Annotated in this window: 17 protein-coding genes; 8 read left to right on the top strand and 9 right to left on the bottom strand. The window is 60.6% G+C overall.

What is annotated here, in order from left to right; all coding sequences use genetic code 11:
- Nucleotide 1: 1 nt before the first annotated feature.
- Genes BQ7106_RS10350 through BQ7106_RS10340 form a run of 3 tightly spaced genes read right to left on the bottom strand, consistent with a single transcriptional unit; the run spans nt 2 to nt 6780 of the window.
- A complete protein-coding gene (locus BQ7106_RS10350) occupies nt 2–1282 on the bottom strand; it encodes a DNA/RNA non-specific endonuclease (protein ID WP_072375226.1) in 1281 nt (426 codons plus the stop codon).
- Nucleotides 1283–4312 carry a helicase HerA domain-containing protein gene (locus BQ7106_RS10705; RefSeq protein ID WP_159431290.1) on the bottom strand — a complete coding sequence of 1010 codons (3030 nt, stop codon included), beginning with the start codon at nt 4310–4312 and terminating at the stop codon, nt 1283–1285.
- Nucleotides 4313–4320: 8 nt separating this feature from the next.
- Nucleotides 4321–6780, bottom strand: a complete 2460-nt coding sequence (locus BQ7106_RS10340; RefSeq protein ID WP_083527022.1) for a dynamin family protein — start codon at nt 6778–6780, stop codon at nt 4321–4323.
- 84 nt (nt 6781–6864) lie between these two features.
- Here BQ7106_RS10340 and BQ7106_RS10935 point away from each other — a divergent pair, with 84 nt between their 5' ends.
- The gene (locus BQ7106_RS10935; protein ID WP_129583856.1) at nt 6865–7131 is read left to right on the top strand and encodes a hypothetical protein; all 267 of its coding nucleotides are present in this window, start codon (nt 6865–6867) and stop codon (nt 7129–7131) included.
- Here BQ7106_RS10935 and BQ7106_RS10335 read toward each other — a convergent pair.
- A complete protein-coding gene (locus tag BQ7106_RS10335) occupies nt 7117–8541 on the bottom strand; it encodes a hypothetical protein (protein ID WP_072375218.1) in 1425 nt (474 codons plus the stop codon). The genes BQ7106_RS10935 and BQ7106_RS10335 overlap by 15 nt on opposite strands.
- Nucleotides 8542–8882: 341 nt before the next feature.
- On the opposite strand from BQ7106_RS10335, the gene BQ7106_RS11070 reads away from it, so the two are divergent.
- Nucleotides 8883–9050 carry a hypothetical protein gene (locus BQ7106_RS11070; RefSeq protein ID WP_159431289.1) on the top strand — a complete coding sequence of 56 codons (168 nt, stop codon included), beginning with the start codon at nt 8883–8885 and terminating at the stop codon, nt 9048–9050.
- Between the two features lie 258 nt (nt 9051–9308).
- Nucleotides 9309–11393, top strand: a complete 2085-nt coding sequence (locus tag BQ7106_RS10330; RefSeq protein ID WP_129583855.1) for a DUF2075 domain-containing protein — start codon at nt 9309–9311, stop codon at nt 11391–11393.
- An 8-nt stretch (nt 11394–11401) separates the two neighbouring features.
- On the opposite strand, the gene BQ7106_RS10325 is transcribed toward BQ7106_RS10330, so the two are convergent.
- Nucleotides 11402–11737, bottom strand: a complete 336-nt coding sequence (locus BQ7106_RS10325; RefSeq protein ID WP_072375215.1) for a nucleotide pyrophosphohydrolase — start codon at nt 11735–11737, stop codon at nt 11402–11404.
- Between the two features lie 194 nt (nt 11738–11931).
- Here BQ7106_RS10325 and BQ7106_RS10320 point away from each other — a divergent pair, with 194 nt between their 5' ends.
- Complete coding sequence (locus BQ7106_RS10320; protein ID WP_072375212.1) at nt 11932–12921, top strand: hypothetical protein; 990 nt, start codon at nt 11932–11934, stop codon at nt 12919–12921.
- A gap of 107 nt (nt 12922–13028) precedes the next feature.
- Here the strand turns inward: BQ7106_RS10320 and BQ7106_RS10315 are convergent, their stop codons facing one another.
- On the bottom strand, nt 13029–13232 hold the full coding sequence (locus tag BQ7106_RS10315) for a hypothetical protein (protein WP_072375208.1): 204 nt from the start codon (nt 13230–13232) through the stop codon (nt 13029–13031).
- Nucleotides 13233–13291: 59 nt separating this feature from the next.
- Nucleotides 13292–13789, bottom strand: a complete 498-nt coding sequence (locus BQ7106_RS10310) for a hypothetical protein (protein WP_072375205.1) — start codon at nt 13787–13789, stop codon at nt 13292–13294.
- A gap of 167 nt (nt 13790–13956) precedes the next feature.
- Here BQ7106_RS10310 and BQ7106_RS10305 point away from each other — a divergent pair, with 167 nt between their 5' ends.
- Complete coding sequence (locus BQ7106_RS10305) at nt 13957–14946, top strand: hypothetical protein (RefSeq protein WP_072375202.1); 990 nt, start codon at nt 13957–13959, stop codon at nt 14944–14946.
- Here the strand turns inward: BQ7106_RS10305 and BQ7106_RS10300 are convergent.
- Nucleotides 14943–16460, bottom strand: coding sequence for a gamma-glutamylcyclotransferase family protein (locus BQ7106_RS10300; RefSeq protein WP_072375199.1), 1518 nt, complete (start codon nt 16458–16460; stop codon nt 14943–14945). The two genes, BQ7106_RS10305 and BQ7106_RS10300, sit on opposite strands and share 4 nt — an antisense overlap.
- Nucleotides 16461–16878: 418 nt before the next feature.
- Here BQ7106_RS10300 and BQ7106_RS10295 point away from each other — a divergent pair, with 418 nt between their 5' ends.
- Nucleotides 16879–17148, top strand: a complete 270-nt coding sequence (locus BQ7106_RS10295) for a hypothetical protein (RefSeq protein ID WP_072375196.1) — start codon at nt 16879–16881, stop codon at nt 17146–17148.
- On the top strand, nt 17148–17426 hold the full coding sequence (locus BQ7106_RS10290; RefSeq protein WP_072375192.1) for a DUF4160 domain-containing protein: 279 nt from the start codon (nt 17148–17150) through the stop codon (nt 17424–17426). Before BQ7106_RS10295 ends, BQ7106_RS10290 begins: the two co-directional genes overlap by 1 nt.
- A 20-nt stretch (nt 17427–17446) precedes the next feature.
- Here BQ7106_RS10290 and BQ7106_RS10285 read toward each other — a convergent pair whose 3' ends face one another.
- Nucleotides 17447–18880 carry an alanine/glycine:cation symporter family protein gene (locus BQ7106_RS10285; RefSeq protein ID WP_205407697.1) on the bottom strand — a complete coding sequence of 478 codons (1434 nt, stop codon included), beginning with the start codon at nt 18878–18880 and terminating at the stop codon, nt 17447–17449.
- A 332-nt stretch (nt 18881–19212) separates the two neighbouring features.
- Between BQ7106_RS10285 and BQ7106_RS10280 the strand changes: the two genes are divergently transcribed.
- Complete coding sequence (locus BQ7106_RS10280; protein ID WP_072375189.1) at nt 19213–19734, top strand: DUF2798 domain-containing protein; 522 nt, start codon at nt 19213–19215, stop codon at nt 19732–19734.
- Nucleotides 19735–19822: the final 88 nt, after the last annotated feature.

Raw genomic sequence — 19822 nt, 5'->3', positions numbered from 1 at the left:
ATTAGCCTTTCGCGATGTTGCGGAGAAACGTGACGGTTTCTTCCCCATCTATGATATCTGTTACGGCAAATGCTGTAGGTCTATGTGATGATCCGTCATATACGGGTTCGACTCTGTAAAACACGTCCTTCCCTTGTTTGAGAGCATCCGCGCATTTCCTTTCGATATTCGCATATGCTCCTCGGTTGACCGTTCCGTTCATAGCAATGATGTTTTCCATGCCGGCAGAGCCATCAAATCTGTCACCAATCAAGTGGCCGCGCTCATCGAAGGCCTGTTGGAAACCCTTTCCAATTTTCTCTAAGGTGTCGCGTATCGACAGGCGATCGTCATGCGCTTTTAAGCGAAGCGTTCCCTCTGCCGATGTGATTCGGCCCTTCGAGTCGGTTGTGTACCGATATCCATTTATCTCATAGGTGGTGTCCGGCACCAGGTCATCACCAACCCTATACACCTTACCAAGATCATCCGTTGAACATTTTGTGCCGTCGACGAAGTAGCTTTTCCTTGGAGCCAAGCTGTCGACATCGTCAATGATATTGCCGGCATCATCTACAAGTTGACCGGCCTTCCCTAGCTCTTTTGCCCCTCCTTTTGGCAGGAGAGAGTTGCTCAATAGTCTGCCTCCTGCAAGGGTGGCTGCAGTGAGGCCGCCTGCTGCTATCTGCTCGACAATATCTCCAGTGGAGATTTCGCCATCTTCGGTATTGGCTTCGAGCGTTTTGCCCATTTCGCTTGCTACAAGAGCTGCTCCTGATGCTACGGCTAACGGTGTCGAAGTAATAACGGCTGCCGTGCCTACGGCCGCCTCTGCGGCGAATCGCCCAGTTGTCTGCGCCATATCTCCAATATCACGAACCTGATCGTCGACCTGCATGTAGTCGTTCCATGCGTCCACCGCATTGTCTATAAGACCGGTTTGGGCGGATTCAACGGCAGCGTCTTCTCCAGTTGTGACGAACTCGATGTTCGAGCGGATACCGATATAGGCATCCTCAACGAGGTCAGCGGCTCCCAGCCCGACGCGACCACTGATGTAGGCGACATTTTTGGCACCCTTGGTGGCGATATCGCCTGCCTGCTCAAGAAGCGGCGAGCATGTTGACCATGCGTCATCAGCAATATCCTGCATTGCTTTTATGCTCATGGATATCGCGTCGTTTGAGGTAATTTCATTCCATGTATTGTTGGCGCATTCCGTCACCGTCTGCTTGGCGCTGTCAATGGCCGCGCCCATCTTGTCGAGGGGGGACTCGATACCTTCGCGGTTTTCAAGTGCCATTTACATCACCGGTTTCAGAGTGGCGAGTTCGCGTGCAATTTCGGAGAGATCTGAAAGATACTCTGCCGCTTCTACTCCCTTGATCGATGCTGCAAGCGCGTTGGCGTGCTCGCTAAGCATAGTCTGGATAAACAAGTATTGGGCCTGTCCCCACAGCTTGGGATTGACTTCGCTCTCGAACTTCCAGCCGGAGGAGAGGTAGAGCCGTATCGCTTTGGATAGCTCATCGGCATTAAGTCCTCTCATTCGGTTGAGAGTCCCTCTCATCTTGAAGTATCCGTAAGCGCTCTTAGCAAAAGATTCACGCCTTCTTTGATAGGGGACGTATGCCATCTCAAGTGCTCTTGCCTTCAGGGAGTCGGGCATATCTGATTTCCTGACGCACTCGGAAAAGTCATGGTCGCTCGGCCTATCAATCCTCGAGGGGTCGAAAAGACAGGTGTTCATGTAACGGAGCTCATCGTCACCTAGCTTTTGAGTGCCTTCTGCGATGTTGGCAGTGCGTGGGGACGGCGTGGAGATGGACTCATGCTTTCCGATATGGCAGAGAACTGGTTCTATCCACTCGTTCTGATATACCGCCGCGATGCCTGTCTGCAGCCTAGCTAACTCCCTAATCTGGGCGTCGTTGAGGTTTGCCGCCCTTCCTACGAGTTTCCGATCGCGTTCATCAGGAAGCCTCATGATAATCTTGGTGTTTGTGTTGCGGATTGCAGACATGTCAAGCAGACCGGGTGCTTGGTCGACTATGATGAATGCCTCGCCGTATGTTCTCATCTCGGCGATAGCGTTCGAGATCATCTCCACAGATTTGGCGGTAATGCCCCCTCCCATCTCCGCGGATGTGGATGCTTGGGAGTTTCTCAGAAGATTGTGAGCCTCTTCGATTACCGTGATGTGCCTCAGCTCCTCATTGGTGTTGCGGCCTCTTTGAATCATCCGGTGCTCTTGAAGCTTGATCACGAGGATGCCCATGATGAGGGCTTTATTCTCGCCGGAGCCAACGCGGCTGAGGTCGACGATTGCCTTGCTGTCGAAGAGGTTCGCGTCTGGGATGCAGCCGTTGCAGAATACCAGCTCGTTGATGCCATTCGTGAGCGATTCCAGTCGTGTCTTTAAGGAGCCCTTGTAATCGCCCCTTGTGTCGGTGGAGTAGTCAGAGGACTCGATGTAAGCGTCCACTTCCTCGCATACGTCTCTAAATGTTGGGAAAAGATTGCCGAAACGGTTTGTCGATGTGCTGAGATTCCAGCCCACTCGCCTGTAGGCGCGAATCACGGCTTCCTTGAGGACGGCGGGCATGGCGGCGTACATCGGCCAGCACACGTTGAACACCTCGAGTATTCGATCGATATGTTCGAATACATGGATGCCTTCCGGAAAGACGAAGGGATTGATTTTCAAGAGATTGTCTGCAAGGGGGTTGGTTCCGTAGACCTTTGCGATGCCCTCGAATTCGTAGCGGTACTCGCCCTTTGCTGGCTCGATAACCAAGAAGTTCGTTTCTGCTTCATCGAGCAACTTGTAGACCGTGTTTGATTTGCCGCATCCCGTCGAACCGGTGACGAATACATGAGACGCGAGTGATTTTGTCGAGAGGGCGACCGGCATGTCCTCATCACGGTGCATATGGTGGATGCATCCAATGCGGATATCGTTGTCACGTTGTCCGTCATAGGAAGATACTTCTCGTCCGAAGGCTGCGCACTTGATGACGGGTAGACCCGGGATTGACGTTCGGGGGAGACTCATGGCCTTGGTGAGTTCGGCGCCGGATAGTTCTGCGGCACACGAGACACGGCGTGGCCAGTTTTGGCTGTTAAAACTTTGTTCTCCTGAACCAAGGTGTTTGTTGAACACGGGATGCTCAAGATGCATCATGTACTCGCGCAGGCGGGATAACTCCCCCTTGCGAGCGCCGCCGTTTTTGAGCGCATTCCAGATATTAACCGCGGGGCTTTCGAAATGTGAATCCCGTCCCTGGGTGAGGGACAGATACATGCGTGACACTTCATCCACCAGACGAACTTCTGGCGAGATGACGTATGCTGAGAACTGCCAAAGGCCGAGCGCCTCACATCTCTCAAGGCGTTCAAGCTGTCTTTCTATCGTGTCGAGCATATGCTTCACGCCATATTCTGTGATGGTTACTGTGTCGCTGGACGTGGTGCCTGTGGCGCTTCCGATCGAGGAACCAAAACCGATGTTTGCTCCGAGGCTCGGGCCGAAAGGACAAAACGGGACGTTGATGGAATTGCCAACACTCACACTTTTTGTCCAGGTTGTACTTTCCTGAACGCCCCAACTTCTCTGGACGCTGGCGAAGGGGCTCAGTCCGGTATAGATGCTATAGAGCCTGTTCTTCCTTCGAACGACTTCATCGTGTGGAAGCGCCTTGCCGACGAGCATGACCGTGTATTCCTCATCCTGGTTGAGGGATACGCCGTCGATTAGCTTTTCAATACTCTGCTCTGAAAACTCTTCCGAGAAATCGGTCGCAACGTTCGACACGATGCCCACCGAGCTGAAGCTCACGTTGCCAAAACGCGTGCTCTCATTAAGGAACCCAAATGCGGAGTCCCAGTCATCAGAATAGTGTCGTACGGGCCCGCATTCCGAACCTGGGAAGTTGCCCAAAAATGCGTCACGAACGTTTGCTGTGAGGTCTTTCGATTTCTCGGAATCGTTCTCCTCGGTTCCAACTGCGATGTAGATACGGCAGTCTCGATGGGTCCGACTGATAACGATTGCGATGCTGTTTCTCGAGTAAGCAAGCAGGTGATATACGTTCTTGAGCTTTGCGGCAATGTGGTCGTCTTGCTCGAGAACAAGCTTGGTAATTTCGAAGCTCGCGACGGACTCGGTCGGACTGGTGCGGCTGGGGTGCTCTTCGACCGAGTAGCATTCAGCGACATACGGCGCATACTCTCTGAATACCTCAGCGAGGCACCTGCCATACAGCTCGTCTGGTGACTGCGCCGGAGCGGTCGATGTTGTATCGCTCCGCCCCTCAATTTCCGTGCTGCTCAATGGCTGATTTAACATTCGTTGCGCTCCACTTCAGTCGGCTCGAGGATTCTTTCGAGTCTCGTCTCTACTCCGGCGATGGCGGAGAGCCTGCCCTCGAGGTCGCTTATTGTTCGTTCAAGCTCCTCTATCCGGGTCTCCATATCGCTGAGCAGAGCGTTGTCGCTATCGAGCTGCATTTTTATATGTTTTCTATAGATATTTGTCCAGACAGTTATTTGTTCAAAGTATTCATTGATGGGCCTTGTGAAGACAGTTTCGAGGAAGAGACCGGGGATCTTTTGTCCAAAGAAGTCGGTTTTGTCCCTGAGACGCCCCTCGAAGAAGCTGGACTTAGCGGAGACCAATTGGCTCTTTGCAGCATCGGGATTGTTGAGCAGTCTCAGGATGGCATGTGTGGCAAGCGAAGCCTTTTCGAAAAGTTCACCGATGCTGTCTAGGACGCTCTTTACCTCACTAAAGGTCGGGGGCTCGAGATTCTTGCCGAGGTACTTCTTCAGCTGTTCTTTTCCATAGTCGGAAAAGTGTGATTCGTTCTTGCTGACGTACTCTTGGAGCTTCTCGGCATAGTCCTCTGCATACGCCGTCATGTTTTCAATGATCTTCTCTCTAGCGCCACCATTTGCTAGGTAGACCGCGTCAATGAGGTTCTTCTGGCAGTGTTGCCTGATTGCCTCATTGAGCTTGTCATCCAGAGCGAAGGGGTCGTCAGGGTTAAGGCGATCATAAATGTTGCCCATTATCTCGGGAAGTTTGGCGCAATAATCGTCAAGCTCCTTTTGAAACTGGTGGGCGAGGTTCTCATCCAATCCCTTGGTTAGTGAGATGTGAATGGCGTCGAGCTCGGCGAGTAGGGCTGCGCGCTTTGTGGCTTTGCGCCTCTTTGCTTCCCTATGCGCTTCTGTGGCCTTCGCTTTCCGATTGTCGAGCTCTTGCTTTACTGTTGCCAACGCGTTGAGAAGGTCCTTTCTACCCCTGACGCACTTCTTATACTTCGAATGCTTCTCGATATAGTAAAGAATCTCATACTCAAGTGAGGGGATGCCGGTGTTATATAAACTATCACTCGCCCCAGTTTCCTCCTTTGTGCCGCGCCTGCCGCACGGATAGCAGTTATAGTCGGGCAAGCAGACCCTTTTCGGTCCCAGCTGCTTATCGCTCCATTCTTCATAGATGTCCCTATACGATTCGTCGAGCCATGACGAGCCGTCGCCCTTACGTTCGCCTAGCGCGCCGATCGGGGTGGTAAAGAGGATTATCGACTTGCCGTGCCAGTTCCTCAGCTCGGGGGACAAGGCTTCCTGGAGCTCGGAGCGGGTATGCTTGTCGCATTTTGTGAGCACAATCAGGCAGCTTGGGCTCGAGAAGTTCTCCTTATATTCGTCGAGCATGTGCATGACGTCGCCCGTGCTTCTTCCTGAGGTTCTGCTTCGCTCTGTGACGAGTATGGGCAGGGCGTTGGTCTGCGTTCCAAGAAGGTCCTCGAGAGCATGGCGGTGTTCCTGCTGGTCGACTTCCGCATTATCATTTCCCGGGGTGTCGTAGAACACGATCTTGTTGTCTGCTCTGTCGAGTAATGACTTCTTAAACGGGAGCTCGAGGATGACGTTGCATCCAAACGAGGAAAGAAGCTCCGATTCGCTCTCATGGTGGTACCCGTCGTTGAGGGCATCTAAGAGGCGTCTGATCACGGCATTCTCGTCCGCTCCATCGGAGGAGACGATCTTGTTCAGCCTCCTTGCTATGTCGCACAGAGCGTGATCTTCTGACTTTGCCTTTAGGCATCCGCCATCGATGTCAAAGCTATGGGGACACATCTCGGATTTCTCGTCGGGGAGGAACAGAGTGACCCTGAACCTATCGGATCTGATGACTTCAACGTTCTTAGCGGTGCTTGGGTTGACCTTGCTGGGAAGGACGTCCTCTCCTATCAGGGAATTGATTAAGGCCGATTTTCCTACGCTGTAATTACCGATAATGCAGACGGGGATGGCGTCACTGATCGTTTCGTCGAACTTCACGATGCTGTCGCCGATTCTCCTCCATTCATCCTCATATCGTTCCCCACCCGGCAGAAATGGCGAGAACTCCTTTGCGATTGACTTGTAATCGGATCTGATGGTCCTGAGGACCTCATTGGCATTTCGGTAGCTTCCGATGTGCCGGCACGTTAGCGGTCCAGCTCCTCCCCGCTGGTCGTAAACATCTTTGACCTCGTGCTCAAGCAGCTCGTAGTCATCCTTCGGTCCCACAAACTGGATTTCCAGACCTTCCGATGCGGAGTTCTGCTTGTCATTGATGGTGTTGACGATATCTTTTACGCAGTTCGAGAACAGAACGAGCTGGTTCTCGTATTTCAACAGGTCGGAACCTTCCGAAAGGCAAGCCCATGCATCTTCATCACTGTGATAGACCTTGAATCTAAGCGAGTTCTCATATGGGTCGTATGAGATACGTGTTGCCTTTTTCATCTATCCGTCCTTCACGGAGCCCTGTGACGTCATTGATTATTATCCTACGTCCGAATGGCCCGGTGTCTACCAAACGTGGGTGCAGTGACGCTCGGATTGTCCCTTGAATACTCATTCCAAGTGCAGCGCAATACACTTGCGCGGAATGCAGCGGAAGGCTTCAGCCAGCCGATTGGCATATCCGAATACGAGCTCTCCAAGATGATGTCGGAGGAACTGGGCGGGATGCTGCCCACAATTGAGGAGATCGAGGCAGAGCTGCGGGGTGATAGAAGTGCGGCGGCAGCCCAGATGAGGCTTGGGACTGCCGCCGCGCTTGATGGTGATGAGTTCCGGCTACTTTGTCATTAGGTACGCCAGTTTGACAGCGTTCTCTGCGGAAGTGTAGCTGAAGGCACCCTTGCCGACCTTCTGCGGGTCGTAGTCGGACTGCTGGATGACTCCGCAGTACTGGGCAACCGCGAGCCTGAAGGCGTCGGACTCGACGAACTGGTAAGGGTCGGTCTTCCAGGTGATTTCGCCCGTGCTCTCGTCGATGTCGATGATTGCCCTCAGGCCATAGACGAGCGGGTAGATGAAGCCGTCAGGGACGGGCTTTTCCGCCTTCTCGTGGAAGAACGGGGTCTTGTAGTCGTTGGTCTTGTTCATGAGGCTCTTGACCGCGCCGATCCTTCCGTAAGTCCCGATGGTGTTGTAGCAGTCGGGGAAGATTCGGTAGATGCGGTCATAGAGAAGTGGCAGGTCAGTGGCGACCTTAAGGGCGCTGGCGACCTGCGGGTCCTTGAGCTCACGCTTCTGTCCGTAAAGATTCGAGACCCTATCGTCACGCAACAGGTGCAGGTACTTCTCGAGGCACTTCTCCTTACCGCTGTAGATTGAGGAGGCGGCTGGGGCGTCGAGAATCTTGTCGTTGCCGTCCTGGACATACTTCGTCTTTGAGAGCACGATCCAAGCGAGCGCCACGAGGCTCCTGCTCTGAATGCTGCCGCCGTCGTTGGTCTTCCAGCTGATCTGCTTGGCGAATTCGGGGTACTTCTGGCCAAACAGCGTCTTGAAGGAGTCGAACAGGCCCTCCTGGTTGCCCTTTGTGCCCTGTGTAAGCTGGGCGTTGTTGTTTCGAGCGTCACAGATCTCCAGAAGGGACGAGCGGAACTCCTCGAGGCAGAGCTCGTCATTGGGGTCGGCGGGAAGGATGAGCTCGACGGGAACGAGGAAGTCGAGCTTTCCGGCGCCGTGCTCTACAAGACCGTTGGGATCCTCCTTGATCGCCCTGATGTACGCATCGACCTCATCGCGGCGCTCGCCCCACACGCTCTTGAAGTCGTCCCAGATGGCCATGGCGCGATGCGTGGGCGTGGGGGTGCCCGCGCACTTTGCCGCCTGAGCTAGGATGTAGGCGCCGATTGCGAGCGTATTGTGACCGCCGTCAAGGATGCCCTCGGTGCTGCGGTCGACGAACTCGAGCATGTAGCGGTTCCGGTCGAGCACCTCGTAGCCGGACGCCGCGATGAGGATGCCCTTGGACTTGAGGGGGAAGAGCTTGGAGTCCCCCTTGGCCTCCTCGTCTTTCTCGATGGATTCCTGGATGGCGTTCGTGACGTTGCCGAGGCGCGAGTTCCTGGGGTTGGCGTCGAGGTCGAGCTTGTCGATCAGCCCGACGAGGAACTTGGGCGACATGAGGCCAATGACACGGGTGATGTGCCCGATCTGCTGCTTGAAGCTCTGGTGAAGCCTAATGATGGTGGCGTTGTCGTTCTTCATGGTGTGCCCTTTCTTCATTTGCGATGCCTGCAAGCGGGCAGGGATTCGAAGAACTTCTCCGAGAGAAGAGAAAAGCCGGTAACCCGGCCTCAGACATTCGAGAGTGCACTTCTCTCATGGCGCGCTCCTGCTATGCCCAAGGATCTCCGATCCTCCATACTCCGGCCTCCCATCCGGGAAGCGAGAGTATGATCTCTCTGGGGAGGGAAAAGATCAAGATCCACTTGCCGACTTTTTTGGGGCTCTTCGGAACTTTTAGTGGGTAGCGCACCCAGCCCCTCGTGACCGCGTGACCCCGAGCGGCACCATTCTGTCGTCGGGCGGCGACGGGAGGTGCCCACATGGACGCGCGGGCCGGGATGCTGGCGAGGCTCTTCGAGCGCTCGATGGGCCCGGGGCCCGAGTGGCGGGTCGAGGACGTGTGGTTCGAGTCGCCCGAGTCCGGCGACGAGGGGCTGCGCATCCGCGTGGGCGGGGCGCCCGGGGCGGCCGTGGCGTGCCCGGAGTGATGTGCTCATCCACCGCTGGAGCGCCCCGGCGCGTGGCGCGGCGACGTTCTAGCTCAGCCGCGCTCGCTTCGACCGCAGCATCATGCCCTGCACCTTGTCGACAAGCTCCTGTCAATAACAGCGTCACAGGTATTTGGGCGAGCGAAAACCTAGCCCCACGACAGAATCAAAGAGACACCCGCCGCCCGCAAGCATCCAGAGCCGCATGAGAGGACGCCGATATACTATTGCCACACACTGCCATCGATTGGACCGCCCGTGAGCCATCGTAAAACGCGCATTCCAGATTCCGTCATCGCTGAGGTTGAGTGCTGGGACTTCACAAGGGATTCGTTCTGCCAGACGCACCCGGGGTTCCAAGACAACGAGCTCGTCTTCGACTACCCCACCGTGTACATCATCTACTCTCAAGCAGAGAATCGACACAGCCACAGGACCGAATACCTGGCCTATGTCGGCGAGACCAATGACATCGTCTCAAGAACCTATCAGCACTTCGGACCGGACGCCAGGTCACGTGAGGACTGGCGAGACCTTGCCAAGCGGGCGGAGAGCGACCGCGGCTCCGTCCGTCAGTACATCATTGGAAACGCCCACTTCAACAAGTCCCTGACGCTCGACGTCGAGAACCGCATGATGCAGTATCTTCTCGGCGTAGATGCGATTAAACAGCTCAACAACAGGCGTGCGAACGCCCAGGGCAACTATTACCCCCAGCATGAGTTCGACGAGATCTTCTCGAAGACTTGGAGGGCCCTGCACAAGCGTAATCCTGAGCTCTTCCCACTAGAGAGCGTCATCAGGGATTCCGCGCTGTTCAAGGCGTCCCCCTTCCATCGGCTCACCGAGGAGCAGCGCGCCGCAGAGGAGAGGATTCTCGCCATAACCCGAGCTGCCTTGATGCGGCAGTCTGCCGAGGAGACTCTCGAAGATGGGGAGTTCGGCCAGCTCATCATCGTCCAAGGGGCCGCAGGAACAGGAAAGACGGTTCTTATCAGCCATCTGTTCAACCGCCTCTCGAGGGAAGTGTCCGTGAAGGGCGAAGCCATCATCGATGACGACGAGAGCGGGGACGAGGACGTCCGCACGAAGGGTGTCACCGCCTACATGCTCATCCAGCACCACGAACAGCGTCACGTCTATAACCAAGTCGCAAAGAAGCTCGGCCTACAAAAGAAGGTCGACGAGGTCGTCCAGAAGCCGACCTCGTTCATCAACTCCTTCAGTGCCCCCAAGCTAGATGAGGCCGGCAATCCGATTCGCGGGAAGCGCGACGTCAACAAGCCCCAGGGCCGAGCGGACATCGCCCTCATCGACGAGGCCCACCTTCTCCTCACGCAGGGCAGTCAAGGGTATCAGGGCAATAACATGCTGCTAGACGTCATGCGTCGGGCCAAGGTGACCGTTGCGGTCTTTGATCCCGCCCAGATTCTCCAGACTTCGCAGCAGTGGGACGAAGATGACCTCGCGGCGCTCCTCGCCCCCACCAACGACCCCACCGGCCACGAGGACTCAGAGGTGACGCTCAAGGATGGGGTTCGCTTCTTTCGCTCCTCAATCCACCTCGGACAGCAGATGCGCATTTCCGCCGGAGAGGAGGTCATAAGGTGGATTGACGACTTCGCCTCCGGTCTCCGAATCGGCGCCATCCCCCATGACCACTCGGAGCGGAGGAGAGGAAAGAAGATTCGTGACGCCTACGAGATAAAGGTCTTCTCGTCACCCATCGACCTCTTTCTTGCCATCAAGCAGAAGGCCATCGATGCGCAGGACAAGGGCCTCTCCAGAGTCCTCGCCACCTATGACTGGGCATACAAGAGCAAGAAGAAGAACGAGCTTGACCCCGACGGCATGTGGAACGTCGAGCTGCACCTTGACTACGACGGCACCTGGAAGATGGGGCTCTCGGAAGACGATGACAGGGGCTTCGAGAGAGGTGCCGACGCTGCTGACCCGACGAGGTTCTGCCATCCCTGGAACTACTGCCTCGTTCACCCGGGCTCCTCAAAGCTTGAGGAGGAGACGGCGTGGGCCGAGAAGCCCGAGACCATCGATGAGATTGGCTCCACCTATACGATTCAGGGGTTTGACCTCAACTACGCCGGAGTGATCATCGGACCGTCCGTGAAGTTCCGCGACGGCAGGATCTGCTTCGACGCCTCCTCGAGCAAGAACTCCCAGGCGACGAACAAGAGGAACAGCACGCTCGACTATTCCGAGAAGAACCTCAGAAACGAGCTCAGCGTTCTTCTGAGGCGAGGCGTGCACGGCCTCTACCTGTTTGCCGTCGACCCTGAGCTGCAAGCAAAGCTGCTGCGAGCCCAAGATGCGGGCGGACTGTAGCCGGAAGGTCACAGCTCTGTGTACTTCTTCGCCGAGCCTGCGGCCTTGTCCACGGGATAGTGCTCGGCATTGCGCAGAATCTTGTCATGCAGCGCGGAAGGGATGTCTATTCCGACCGAATCCGCGAAATAGATGCAGTACATCATGACGTCGGCGAGCTCCTCGCGCATGCGCTCCCGCGACAAGGACGGATTGAGGTCAACACCGCTCCACTGGAAGCACTCCAGGAGCTCCGCCGCCTCGAGCGAAATCGAGATGGCAAGGTCCTTAGCGTTGTGAAACTGCCTCCAGTCACGCTCGTCGCGGAAGGCGAGGGCCTCCCGCTGGGCGTCAGAAAAGTTCATTACGGCCTCCTAGGATGGTTGGGAGCAGGCCGACGGGTCTCGTCGTCAGGCGTCCACTCGATGCCCGTCCGTCCGTGCCTTTCCCCAGAATAGAGCCCCCTGAGCTCATTATCGCACGGGAGAAGGAGTCACGACCGCCATGGCACCCGCGCAAGCGTAAAGTGTGCCTGTCAGTATCCTGAAAGGAGATGCGCATGGACCAAATCGATCAGAACGCCCTCGAGCCCGCCGCCGAGGAGGGCCTCTACGAGGTCAACGAGCTCGCCTCCCCAGAGCTCGATCCCATAGTCGGCCTGCTCGGGCGCTTCCGTTACGCCATCGTCGCCCTTCTCGCCGTGCTCGCGCTCGTGTCGCTCTTCCCGCTCAGGGAGACCTTCTCATCCCCGGAGACCTACACGGCCACCATCTCGACGCTCGACGAGAAGAAGGCCAACGTCACCGCCCTCGTCGCGTCCTCGACGGCGCTCTCGGCGGGGATCTCCGTCCTGCCGGACGACACGGGCAGCGCCATCGCGGACAAGCTCATGGACGTGAGCGTCGACCTGGGAATCGTGCTCGTGGTCATCTACCTCGAGAAGTACCTGCTCACGATCTTCGGGTTCCTCTCCTTTGGCGTCCTTATGCCCATCGGGCTCGCGGGTCTCGCGGCGGCGGTGGCGCTCCTCGGGCGCTCGGCCATATCGCGGACGTTCACCCACGTCGCCGTTCGCCTGCTCCTGCTCGGCGCAATCCTCGTCTCCGTGGTGCCCGCGAGCGTGTGGGTGACCGACCGCATCGACGAAACCTACGAGACGTCCGTCGCCGTCGCGTCGACCGAGCAGGAGGCCGAGGCGCAGGAGCAGCCTCAGTCGGACGAGGGGGACGGGGGGATCCTCGAGTTCATCACGGGCATCCCCGAGGCCGTCGCCAACCTCCCGCAGACCGTCGCGGACGGCGTGACGAGCGTCACCCAGGACATCCTCGACCAGGTGAACGCCCTCGTCGAGGCGTTCGCGGTCATGGTCGTCACGTCGTGCGCGGTGCCGGTGCTCGTGCTGCTCCTCTTCCTGTGGGTGGCGAACATGCTGCTCGGCATCAAGATCGAGGTTCCCGTCGCCGCGCTGCAGCAGAGGGCCCGCGACGCCCGACGCGGCGCGCGAGGCGCGGTCGGGTCCGTTCGCAAGGGAATCAAGAAGCAGGCCTAGGACCCGGCTCCGCGCGAGACCCGACCGAGGCCGTCAGGGGGCGGCGGACCCGCATCCCGAGTCCGCCGCCCCGGCCGTCGAGACGGCGGCGGGGCCGTGCCCCTGCGTCACCGCCGCCCCACCATCTCGTCGACCTCCCCCACCGTCATCACCTCGACCCGATACCCTTCCATCTCGTAGAGCATCCTCGTCGCGGGGACCCGCCGCTCGGGGCAGCTGGTGAACCCCACGCGCTCGCCCGTCACCGGGTCGTAGGCAAAGACCCAGCGCCTTCCCGCGAGCCTCTCCTCAATCTCCTCGTCAGAGAGCACCTCTCCTCCAATCCGTCCATGGCCGCGCGACCCGCCTGCCGCGGCCCCGCCGCAAGCATCTACAGCGACGCGATGACTCCTCTCGCGATGACGATGGCGTGGTCCATGTCCCGACCCGTGCCGTACGCCCGCAGGCCGCGCTTCCCGGCAAAGCGCTGAATCGTGACCGACTTGCTCCTCGCCCCGATGCTCACGCCAAGGCAGTCGAGGACCTGGTCGCAGTCGAGCAGCGCGACCTCGCCGCCCTTCCCCTTCCAGCAGATGAGGGCCGCCCAGACCCTCCGCCCGCGCTCGCGAAGCCTCATGAGGGCGTCGACCTCGGCCTCCGAGAAGTAGAAGGTCCAGCGGTCGTACCCCTCCCTCATGTTATCGGCCGCCCTCACGTACTTGGCGAAGAGCGAGTGGCCCCTGTCCCTCCCGTCCTCGCCCACGAGCCCGTAGACGCGGTGGGCGCCGCGCTCCCCCTCGCGGTCAAGACGCACCGGAACCTTCCCCTCGTTGCACATGACGGAGAGAAGGGCCCCGTAGTACTGGTCGGTCGCAGCAATCCTGCACATGCTCAGTCACTCCTTTTCCACGCATCCATCGCGTTGTCAGAAACCCCTTGGCTGGCGCTCGCCCCTCACCCCGGGGCGCCGGTGGCGCGAGGCTCCCGGGTGCGCCGATCTGTCCGGCGGCCGCGCTATGCTAGGCGCACCCGCCCAACGCAGAGAAAGGCTCCGCCATGAACCTCCTCGAGTACGTCAGGCGCAGGCTCCCCGACGCCAACGCGCTTCTTGCCGCCCTCGGCGTCGCGCCCTACAGAGACCTCGAGGCCTCGCAGCTCGACGCGCGCTTCCCCGCCTTCAGGAGGGACCTCTCGCGACGGGCAAACGAGCTCGCGCGCCTCGACGACCGCCTGGAGCTCTACCGCGAGGCGCACGACCTCATGGAGCGCCTCCGTGCGGACGGCCTCGCCACGCATCGCTACGAGCTCAGGAACTCGTTTCTCAGCAGCGACGAGGTGAACCTCGCCATCCTCCGCGCGCTCCAGACGCCCATGTCCCAGGAGGAGCTCGCGTCGAGCGTGCTCCGCTGCTCGACCCAGGCCGTCAGCGAGCGCGCATCCGCGCTTCAGGACGGCTGGCGCCTTGGAGACATGCTGGTGAGGATCGCCCCGAGGTACGGGGGCAGGCTCGAGTCGACGGTCCACCCGGTCCTTCTCCCCCTCAACCTCACCGAGGTCTACGTCCTGCTCGGCATCCTGGGCAGGGCGGCGCGGGGCGGCGAGCAACTCGACCCGCACTCCGTCATCGCCCGCGACCTGGCACAGAAGGTCTACTTTCAGCTGAGCGACTACGCAAGGGGGCGGATCGACCAGCGCCTCGAGGAGCAGGGGGCGCTGCCTGACCACGGGACGCCCCCAGCAAACTGCGTCGAGGTCGACCGGTCCGCCGCGAGCGGGCCCCTTGCCAGCCTCCTCAGGTCGCGCGAGTGGGCGTTTCTCGAGAAGACCGGGGAGTCCGTGGAGGTCACCGTCGGCGAGAAGAACGGCGAGCCGACGACCTATCGCGGGACCCTGTGCCCCCGGGAGCGCCCCGAGCCGCACATCCCCGCGGGGGACGTGCGCAACCCCGCCAACTTCTTCACCCTGCGCCGGGAGGACGGCTCGTTTGTCGCCCTCCACTGGGGCGACGTCACCGACGTCAGGAGGGCATCGGGCGAGCAGCCCTAGTCCTCGCGCCTCTGCGCGCACATGTCGAGAAGAAGCTCGCTCACCACGTCCCTTCCCAGGGCGGGGTACGCCTCCTCCATGCCGCGGCGCACCACGTCGAGGTAGGCGGCGCTCGGCGCGTTGGACGGGCGCGGCTTCTCGCTCGTGAAGGTCACGGCCGGGATGCCCGCGAGGCTCCCCAGATTGACCTCGCGCCCGTACCAGTCCGCGCTCCTCCCCTCCTTGTTGCGGACCCACTCGTACTGCTCGCGCGTGATGAGGTAGGCGCGCCCGTGGGCGATGCCGTCGTGGTCCACGTCAAGAAACGCCGCGCCCGCGCCGCCCCAGCTGCGGCTCCTGTTGCCGAAGTAGACGCTGTGGCCGATGATGAAGGGGACGTCGCAGACGGGCGGCGTGGGGTCGGAGCAGGGCTCGTACTCCCGCCCGTTGTCCGCGCACACCCCGCCCGCGAGGTAGCGCATGAAGCGCTCGCGCAGCAGGCAGGAGCCATAGGCGACGTACCAGACGTGCGTCCTGCGCAGGCTCACCGTACGGGTCCACGGCTGGAGGGCCTCGGGCACGCGCCTCCAGGGCGCGACCTCGCCGCGGTAGACGTAGGCGAAGGCCCGACGCGTGAAGGTCCGCGTGGCGCCCGCGACCACGACGTCAACGGGAGCGCGGTCGAACAGGCGCCCCGACCCCTCGATGCGGTCGAGCTCATCGAGGTGACGCGCGTCCACCAGGCGGAGCTCGCCCAGCACGCAGCCACCGTCGTCAGAGGGCCTGATGCCGGGGAACTCGCCCAGGTCGTAGAGGGCGTGGCCGTCGAGGCGCGCCGAGCCGAGGTGCGCGCAGCCCTCCAGCGCGCCCGCCCTGGACGCCCCCTCCATGAGGGTCCCGTAGACGAAAACCGCCACGCGCCCGTCGCCGCCGAACGCCTCGACGACATCCGACATCCCCAGGGTGAGGTCGGTCCCGAAGCCGAAGACGGTCGCGCAGTCACGGAGACGGCGCTCGTAGCCGGCCACGATGCCGTGGACCATCTCGTCGAACTCGGGGCAGAGGCCGGGGCGGGCGTGGGCCAGCCTGAGGTAGCCCGCGCTCATGAAGTTGCGCAGGTCCTCGACCTGCTGCCGCTCGCTCTCGTAGCCGTGGCCGGCGAGGCTGCGCCCGCAGCAGAACGCAAGGCCGCGGCGCAGGGCGTCGAGAAACTCGTCGATGCCGTTGACGAGGCCCTCGGACCCCGAGAGGACGGCCTTGACGAGAATCTGGCAGCACGCGTAGCTCGGGCGATAGACGTACTCGACGCGGGAGTCGGACTCGATTCGGTAGTCGCTCACAAGGGAGAAGCTGCCGTCCTCGCGCTGGAAGTCGACGATCTCGTCGAGCGCGTCCTCGAACTCCTCGCTCTTGGCGGGGACCTCGTCGCGCAGGTGCGCGAGCTCGCGCCCCATGCGCTCGAACGCCCCGAAGTCGATTCGCTCGGCGCCGTCGGGGGTGGTGGTGCGCGGGTCGCGGATGAGGGTGAGTGCCATCTCGTGGCTCCTTTCGTCGTTCCTCTCTCGTAACGACACCAATTCTGCGGCGCGGCCACGATGCACACCATCAAGCTGTGCTTGGTAGTTCGGGGGGCGCGGTGGGGACCGTTGCCCCAGACAACGGCGCAACGTGCTCAGGAGCGTCGTGCCGGGGGACCAAAAAGTCGCTTTTTGAAAAACACGTCGCGGCGCATCCGTCCAACGCCCCGCCCGTGACGGCACGAACCCAAGCTCTCCGGGGGCCGCCAGCTCTCACAGGCGCTCGTGACAGGCGTCCTCACACACGCATGCCACGCTTCCGTCGACGAATGTTCCCGGGCGCGTCGTATCCGAGGAGCCTCGCTGCGTGTTCCCAGAATTTACAGCACGCCTTCGTGGGTACAATATCGAGGATGGCCAGACGGAGGTGCCGAACATGATGTGGAACTATGTGCAATTCCCCGATGAGACACAGGTTGCATACTCCGACGTCCAGGAGGACGGAACCGTTCGCATCGACATCGAACGCCCCCGTGACTGGGGCTTTGACTCTGCTCGCTGCATCATGCCCGCTTACCGGTGGTCGGACGTCGACGGGTTCACCGATCAGGAGATCGAGGAGCTTGACGCGTTCCTGAGAAACAACGCCCCCCTCATATTCGAGCTTGCCGAGTGCCCTCCCGAGGAGAGGTGGGAGGTCGCCTGATGCCCAGTCTGTTCGCCTTTGGCCCATATATCATCTTCTTTTGGACGGGCGAGCAGGGCGAGCCGGTCCACGTGCACGTTTCCGTCAAGCGGCCTAGCAAGGATGCGACCAAGCTCTGGCTCACGGCAAGCGGCGGCTGCCTCGTGGCTCACAACAACAGCCAGCTTCCCGAGCGAGACCTCCGTAGGGTGGCAAAGTTCGTCCGCTCGAACCACGAACTCATCTGCAGGCGATGGTGCGAGACGTTCGGAGAGGACTCGCTGCATTTCTACATCTAAGGCTTATCGTCCCAGACGCGTTACCGCTTGTCCCTAAACACCAGCATCTCATTGTAATCCGCGTCCCGCGGGCGCCTGCGGTCGGGGTCGCGGAAGAAGTCCGTCGCAAGCCGGCGGATCACAGGCGAGAGCGCGATCAGCGCGATGAGGTTCGGAATCGCCATGAGGCCGTTGAAGCAGTCGGCGAACTCCCACACCACGTCGAGGTTGGTCACGCAGCCCGCGAACACCATGGCGACGTAGGCAACCTGGTAGACGCGCACGGCCACGTGCCAACCGCGACGCCTGCGGAACAGGTACTCCACGCACTTCTCGCCGTAGTAGTACCACGCGATGAGCGTGGCAAACGCAAAGAGCATGAGGCCCACCGTCACGACGTACTGCCCACCGGGAATGCTCTGCCCAAAGGCCGCCGAACTCATGGCGCCCTCGGACATCATGGGGTCGGCGTGCCACAGCCCCGAGGTGAGGATCACAAGACCCGTGACCGTGCACATGACGATACTGTCGAAGAACACCTCGAACGTACCCCACAGGCCCTGGCGGGCGGGGTGGTCAGTGTCAGCGGAGGCGTGCGCGATGGGCGCCGAGCCCATGCCCGCCTCGTGCGTGAACACGCCGCGCGACATACCAACGCGGCAGGCGTACATGACCGTGGCGCCCAGAAATCCGCCCGTGGCGGCCGTGCCGGTGAAGGCGTCGCGGAAGATCCGGGCGATCGCCGCCGGGATCTCCGCGGCGTTGACCACGAGCACCGCCGCGGCCCCGAGGAGGTAGAACACCGCCGCGAGGGGCACGAGCCTCTCGGCGATCTGCGCGATGCGGGTGATGCCGCCGATAAGGACAAGGCCCGCGAGAAGCGCCACGACAACGCCGATTACGGGAAGCGGCACCCCGAAGGTCGCGTTCACGCTGCCGGCGAGCGAGTTGGCCTGCACGCTCGCCCCGATGCCGAACGACGCGAGGAAGCCGAAGACGGCGAACAGCGCCGCGAGCCAGCCAACCCCCAGGCCGCGGGAGATGTAGTACATAGGACCGCCCACGATCTCGTCGCGCTCGTTGCGCGTACGGTACGCCACCGACAGCGTGACCTCGCAGAACTTGATGACCATACCGGCCAGCGCGCTCAGCCACAGCCAGAAGATCGAACCTGGCCCGCCCGTTGCCACCGCGAGCGCCACGCCCACGATGTTGCCGGTGCCGAGCGTCGCGGCGAGCGCGGTGCACACCGCCTGGAAGGGCGAGATGGTGCCCTCCCCCGCCTCGGACGGGTCCCGGCGCTGGAAGAGCGTCTTGGTGGTGTAGCGCATGACCACGTTAAAGCGCGTGAACATGGCACCCCTGGTGACGACGAGCAGGAACGCCCCGGTACCGAGCATCAGCACGACCATGGGGACACCCCATAGCACGTTGGTGTTGAGCGCGGCAATGGCGGACATGAAGCTTTCGAACATGAGGCACCTCTCGTCTGGGGCGCGGGCAGCACGGGCTGTTGAAGTGCCCACTGTACATGGACCGTGTTTCCGCCCCGTGACGGCCGTGCTGAATGTCAACACCTCCCATTCCGAGTCGTCGACGAGCACCACGTTCATCGAAGATTATTCTCTAGAGAATTATCCACTCTGGAATAACCTCCGTCGCCAAGCCGCCCTCTGTGAAGATTTGGCGTCCCACCCCACCCGGCGCGCTACCATGGGACGCTGCAACGCGCTGCGGAAGGCATAAGTCCAGTTGCCCTTCCGCGGCGCGTCGACGCACCCAAGAGGGCTGGGCAGAGGGGGAAACCATGCCCAGAACCCGCACCCAGCGCATCGTCTTCTCGATCCTCATGGCCTTTGCCATGGTCTACGGCATGGAGCTCTACAACCAGGCGCTCCTTGCGGGCGGCCTCAGGACCGAGCTCTTTGCAGCACCGTTCGCGGACATCGTCCCGCTCATGGCGGCCGTCATCGTGCTCGAGACGCTCGTCGGCGGCAGGGTCGCGGCTCGCCTGGTCGAGCGGACGCTCGGAAGCGACCCCGCCCGCCGCCCGGAGGTGCTCGCCACCATCCTGCGCGGCGCCTTCACCTGCTGGACCATGTGCCCCATGATGAGCCTGGTCGCGACGCTCGCCTTCAAGCGGCCTGCCGCGAGCGAGCTCGTGGCCACGTGGCTCCAGACCGTCGCGCTCAACTTCCCCATGGCGCTTCTCTGGCAGCTCTTCGTGGCGGGCCCGGCCGTGCGCGCCGCGGTGCGAGCGCTGGGTTCGGCCACGGATCGCTTGGGGCAGCGCGTCAAGGAGGCGCGCCTGGCGCGGGACCAATCGTGACGAACGGTAACGCCCCGTGCGAACGAGGCCAGTCGAGAGAGGCCTACCGCGAAGATCCCCTCCGCCGGGAGGCAAAACCATGCCGCTC

Source organism: Thermophilibacter mediterraneus, assembly GCF_900119385.1.
Lineage (GTDB): Bacteria > Actinomycetota > Coriobacteriia > Coriobacteriales > Atopobiaceae > Thermophilibacter > Thermophilibacter mediterraneus.
This window is presented reverse-complemented; position numbering and strand designations above follow the sequence as displayed.

Excerpts from the sequence above, each read along its gene's own strand:
- BQ7106_RS10350 (WP_072375226.1), bottom strand. The coding sequence starts at position 1,282 with ATGGCACTTGAAAACCGCGAAGGTATCGAGTCCCCCCTCGACAAGATG.
- BQ7106_RS10340 (WP_083527022.1), bottom strand. The coding sequence starts at position 6,780 with ATGAAAAAGGCAACACGTATCTCATACGACCCATATGAGAACTCGCTT.
- BQ7106_RS10335 (WP_072375218.1), bottom strand. The coding sequence starts at position 8,541 with ATGAAGAACGACAACGCCACCATCATTAGGCTTCACCAGAGCTTCAAG.
- BQ7106_RS11070 (WP_159431289.1), top strand. The coding sequence starts at position 8,883 with ATGGACGCGCGGGCCGGGATGCTGGCGAGGCTCTTCGAGCGCTCGATG.
- BQ7106_RS10325 (WP_072375215.1), bottom strand. The coding sequence starts at position 11,737 with ATGAACTTTTCTGACGCCCAGCGGGAGGCCCTCGCCTTCCGCGACGAG.
- BQ7106_RS10320 (WP_072375212.1), top strand. The coding sequence starts at position 11,932 with ATGGACCAAATCGATCAGAACGCCCTCGAGCCCGCCGCCGAGGAGGGC.
- BQ7106_RS10310 (WP_072375205.1), bottom strand. The coding sequence starts at position 13,789 with ATGTGCAGGATTGCTGCGACCGACCAGTACTACGGGGCCCTTCTCTCC.
- BQ7106_RS10305 (WP_072375202.1), top strand. The coding sequence starts at position 13,957 with ATGAACCTCCTCGAGTACGTCAGGCGCAGGCTCCCCGACGCCAACGCG.
- BQ7106_RS10300 (WP_072375199.1), bottom strand. The coding sequence starts at position 16,460 with ATGGCACTCACCCTCATCCGCGACCCGCGCACCACCACCCCCGACGGC.
- BQ7106_RS10295 (WP_072375196.1), top strand. The coding sequence starts at position 16,879 with ATGATGTGGAACTATGTGCAATTCCCCGATGAGACACAGGTTGCATAC.
- BQ7106_RS10290 (WP_072375192.1), top strand. The coding sequence starts at position 17,148 with ATGCCCAGTCTGTTCGCCTTTGGCCCATATATCATCTTCTTTTGGACG.
- BQ7106_RS10285 (WP_205407697.1), bottom strand. The coding sequence starts at position 18,880 with ATGTTCGAAAGCTTCATGTCCGCCATTGCCGCGCTCAACACCAACGTG.
- BQ7106_RS10280 (WP_072375189.1), top strand. The coding sequence starts at position 19,213 with ATGCCCAGAACCCGCACCCAGCGCATCGTCTTCTCGATCCTCATGGCC.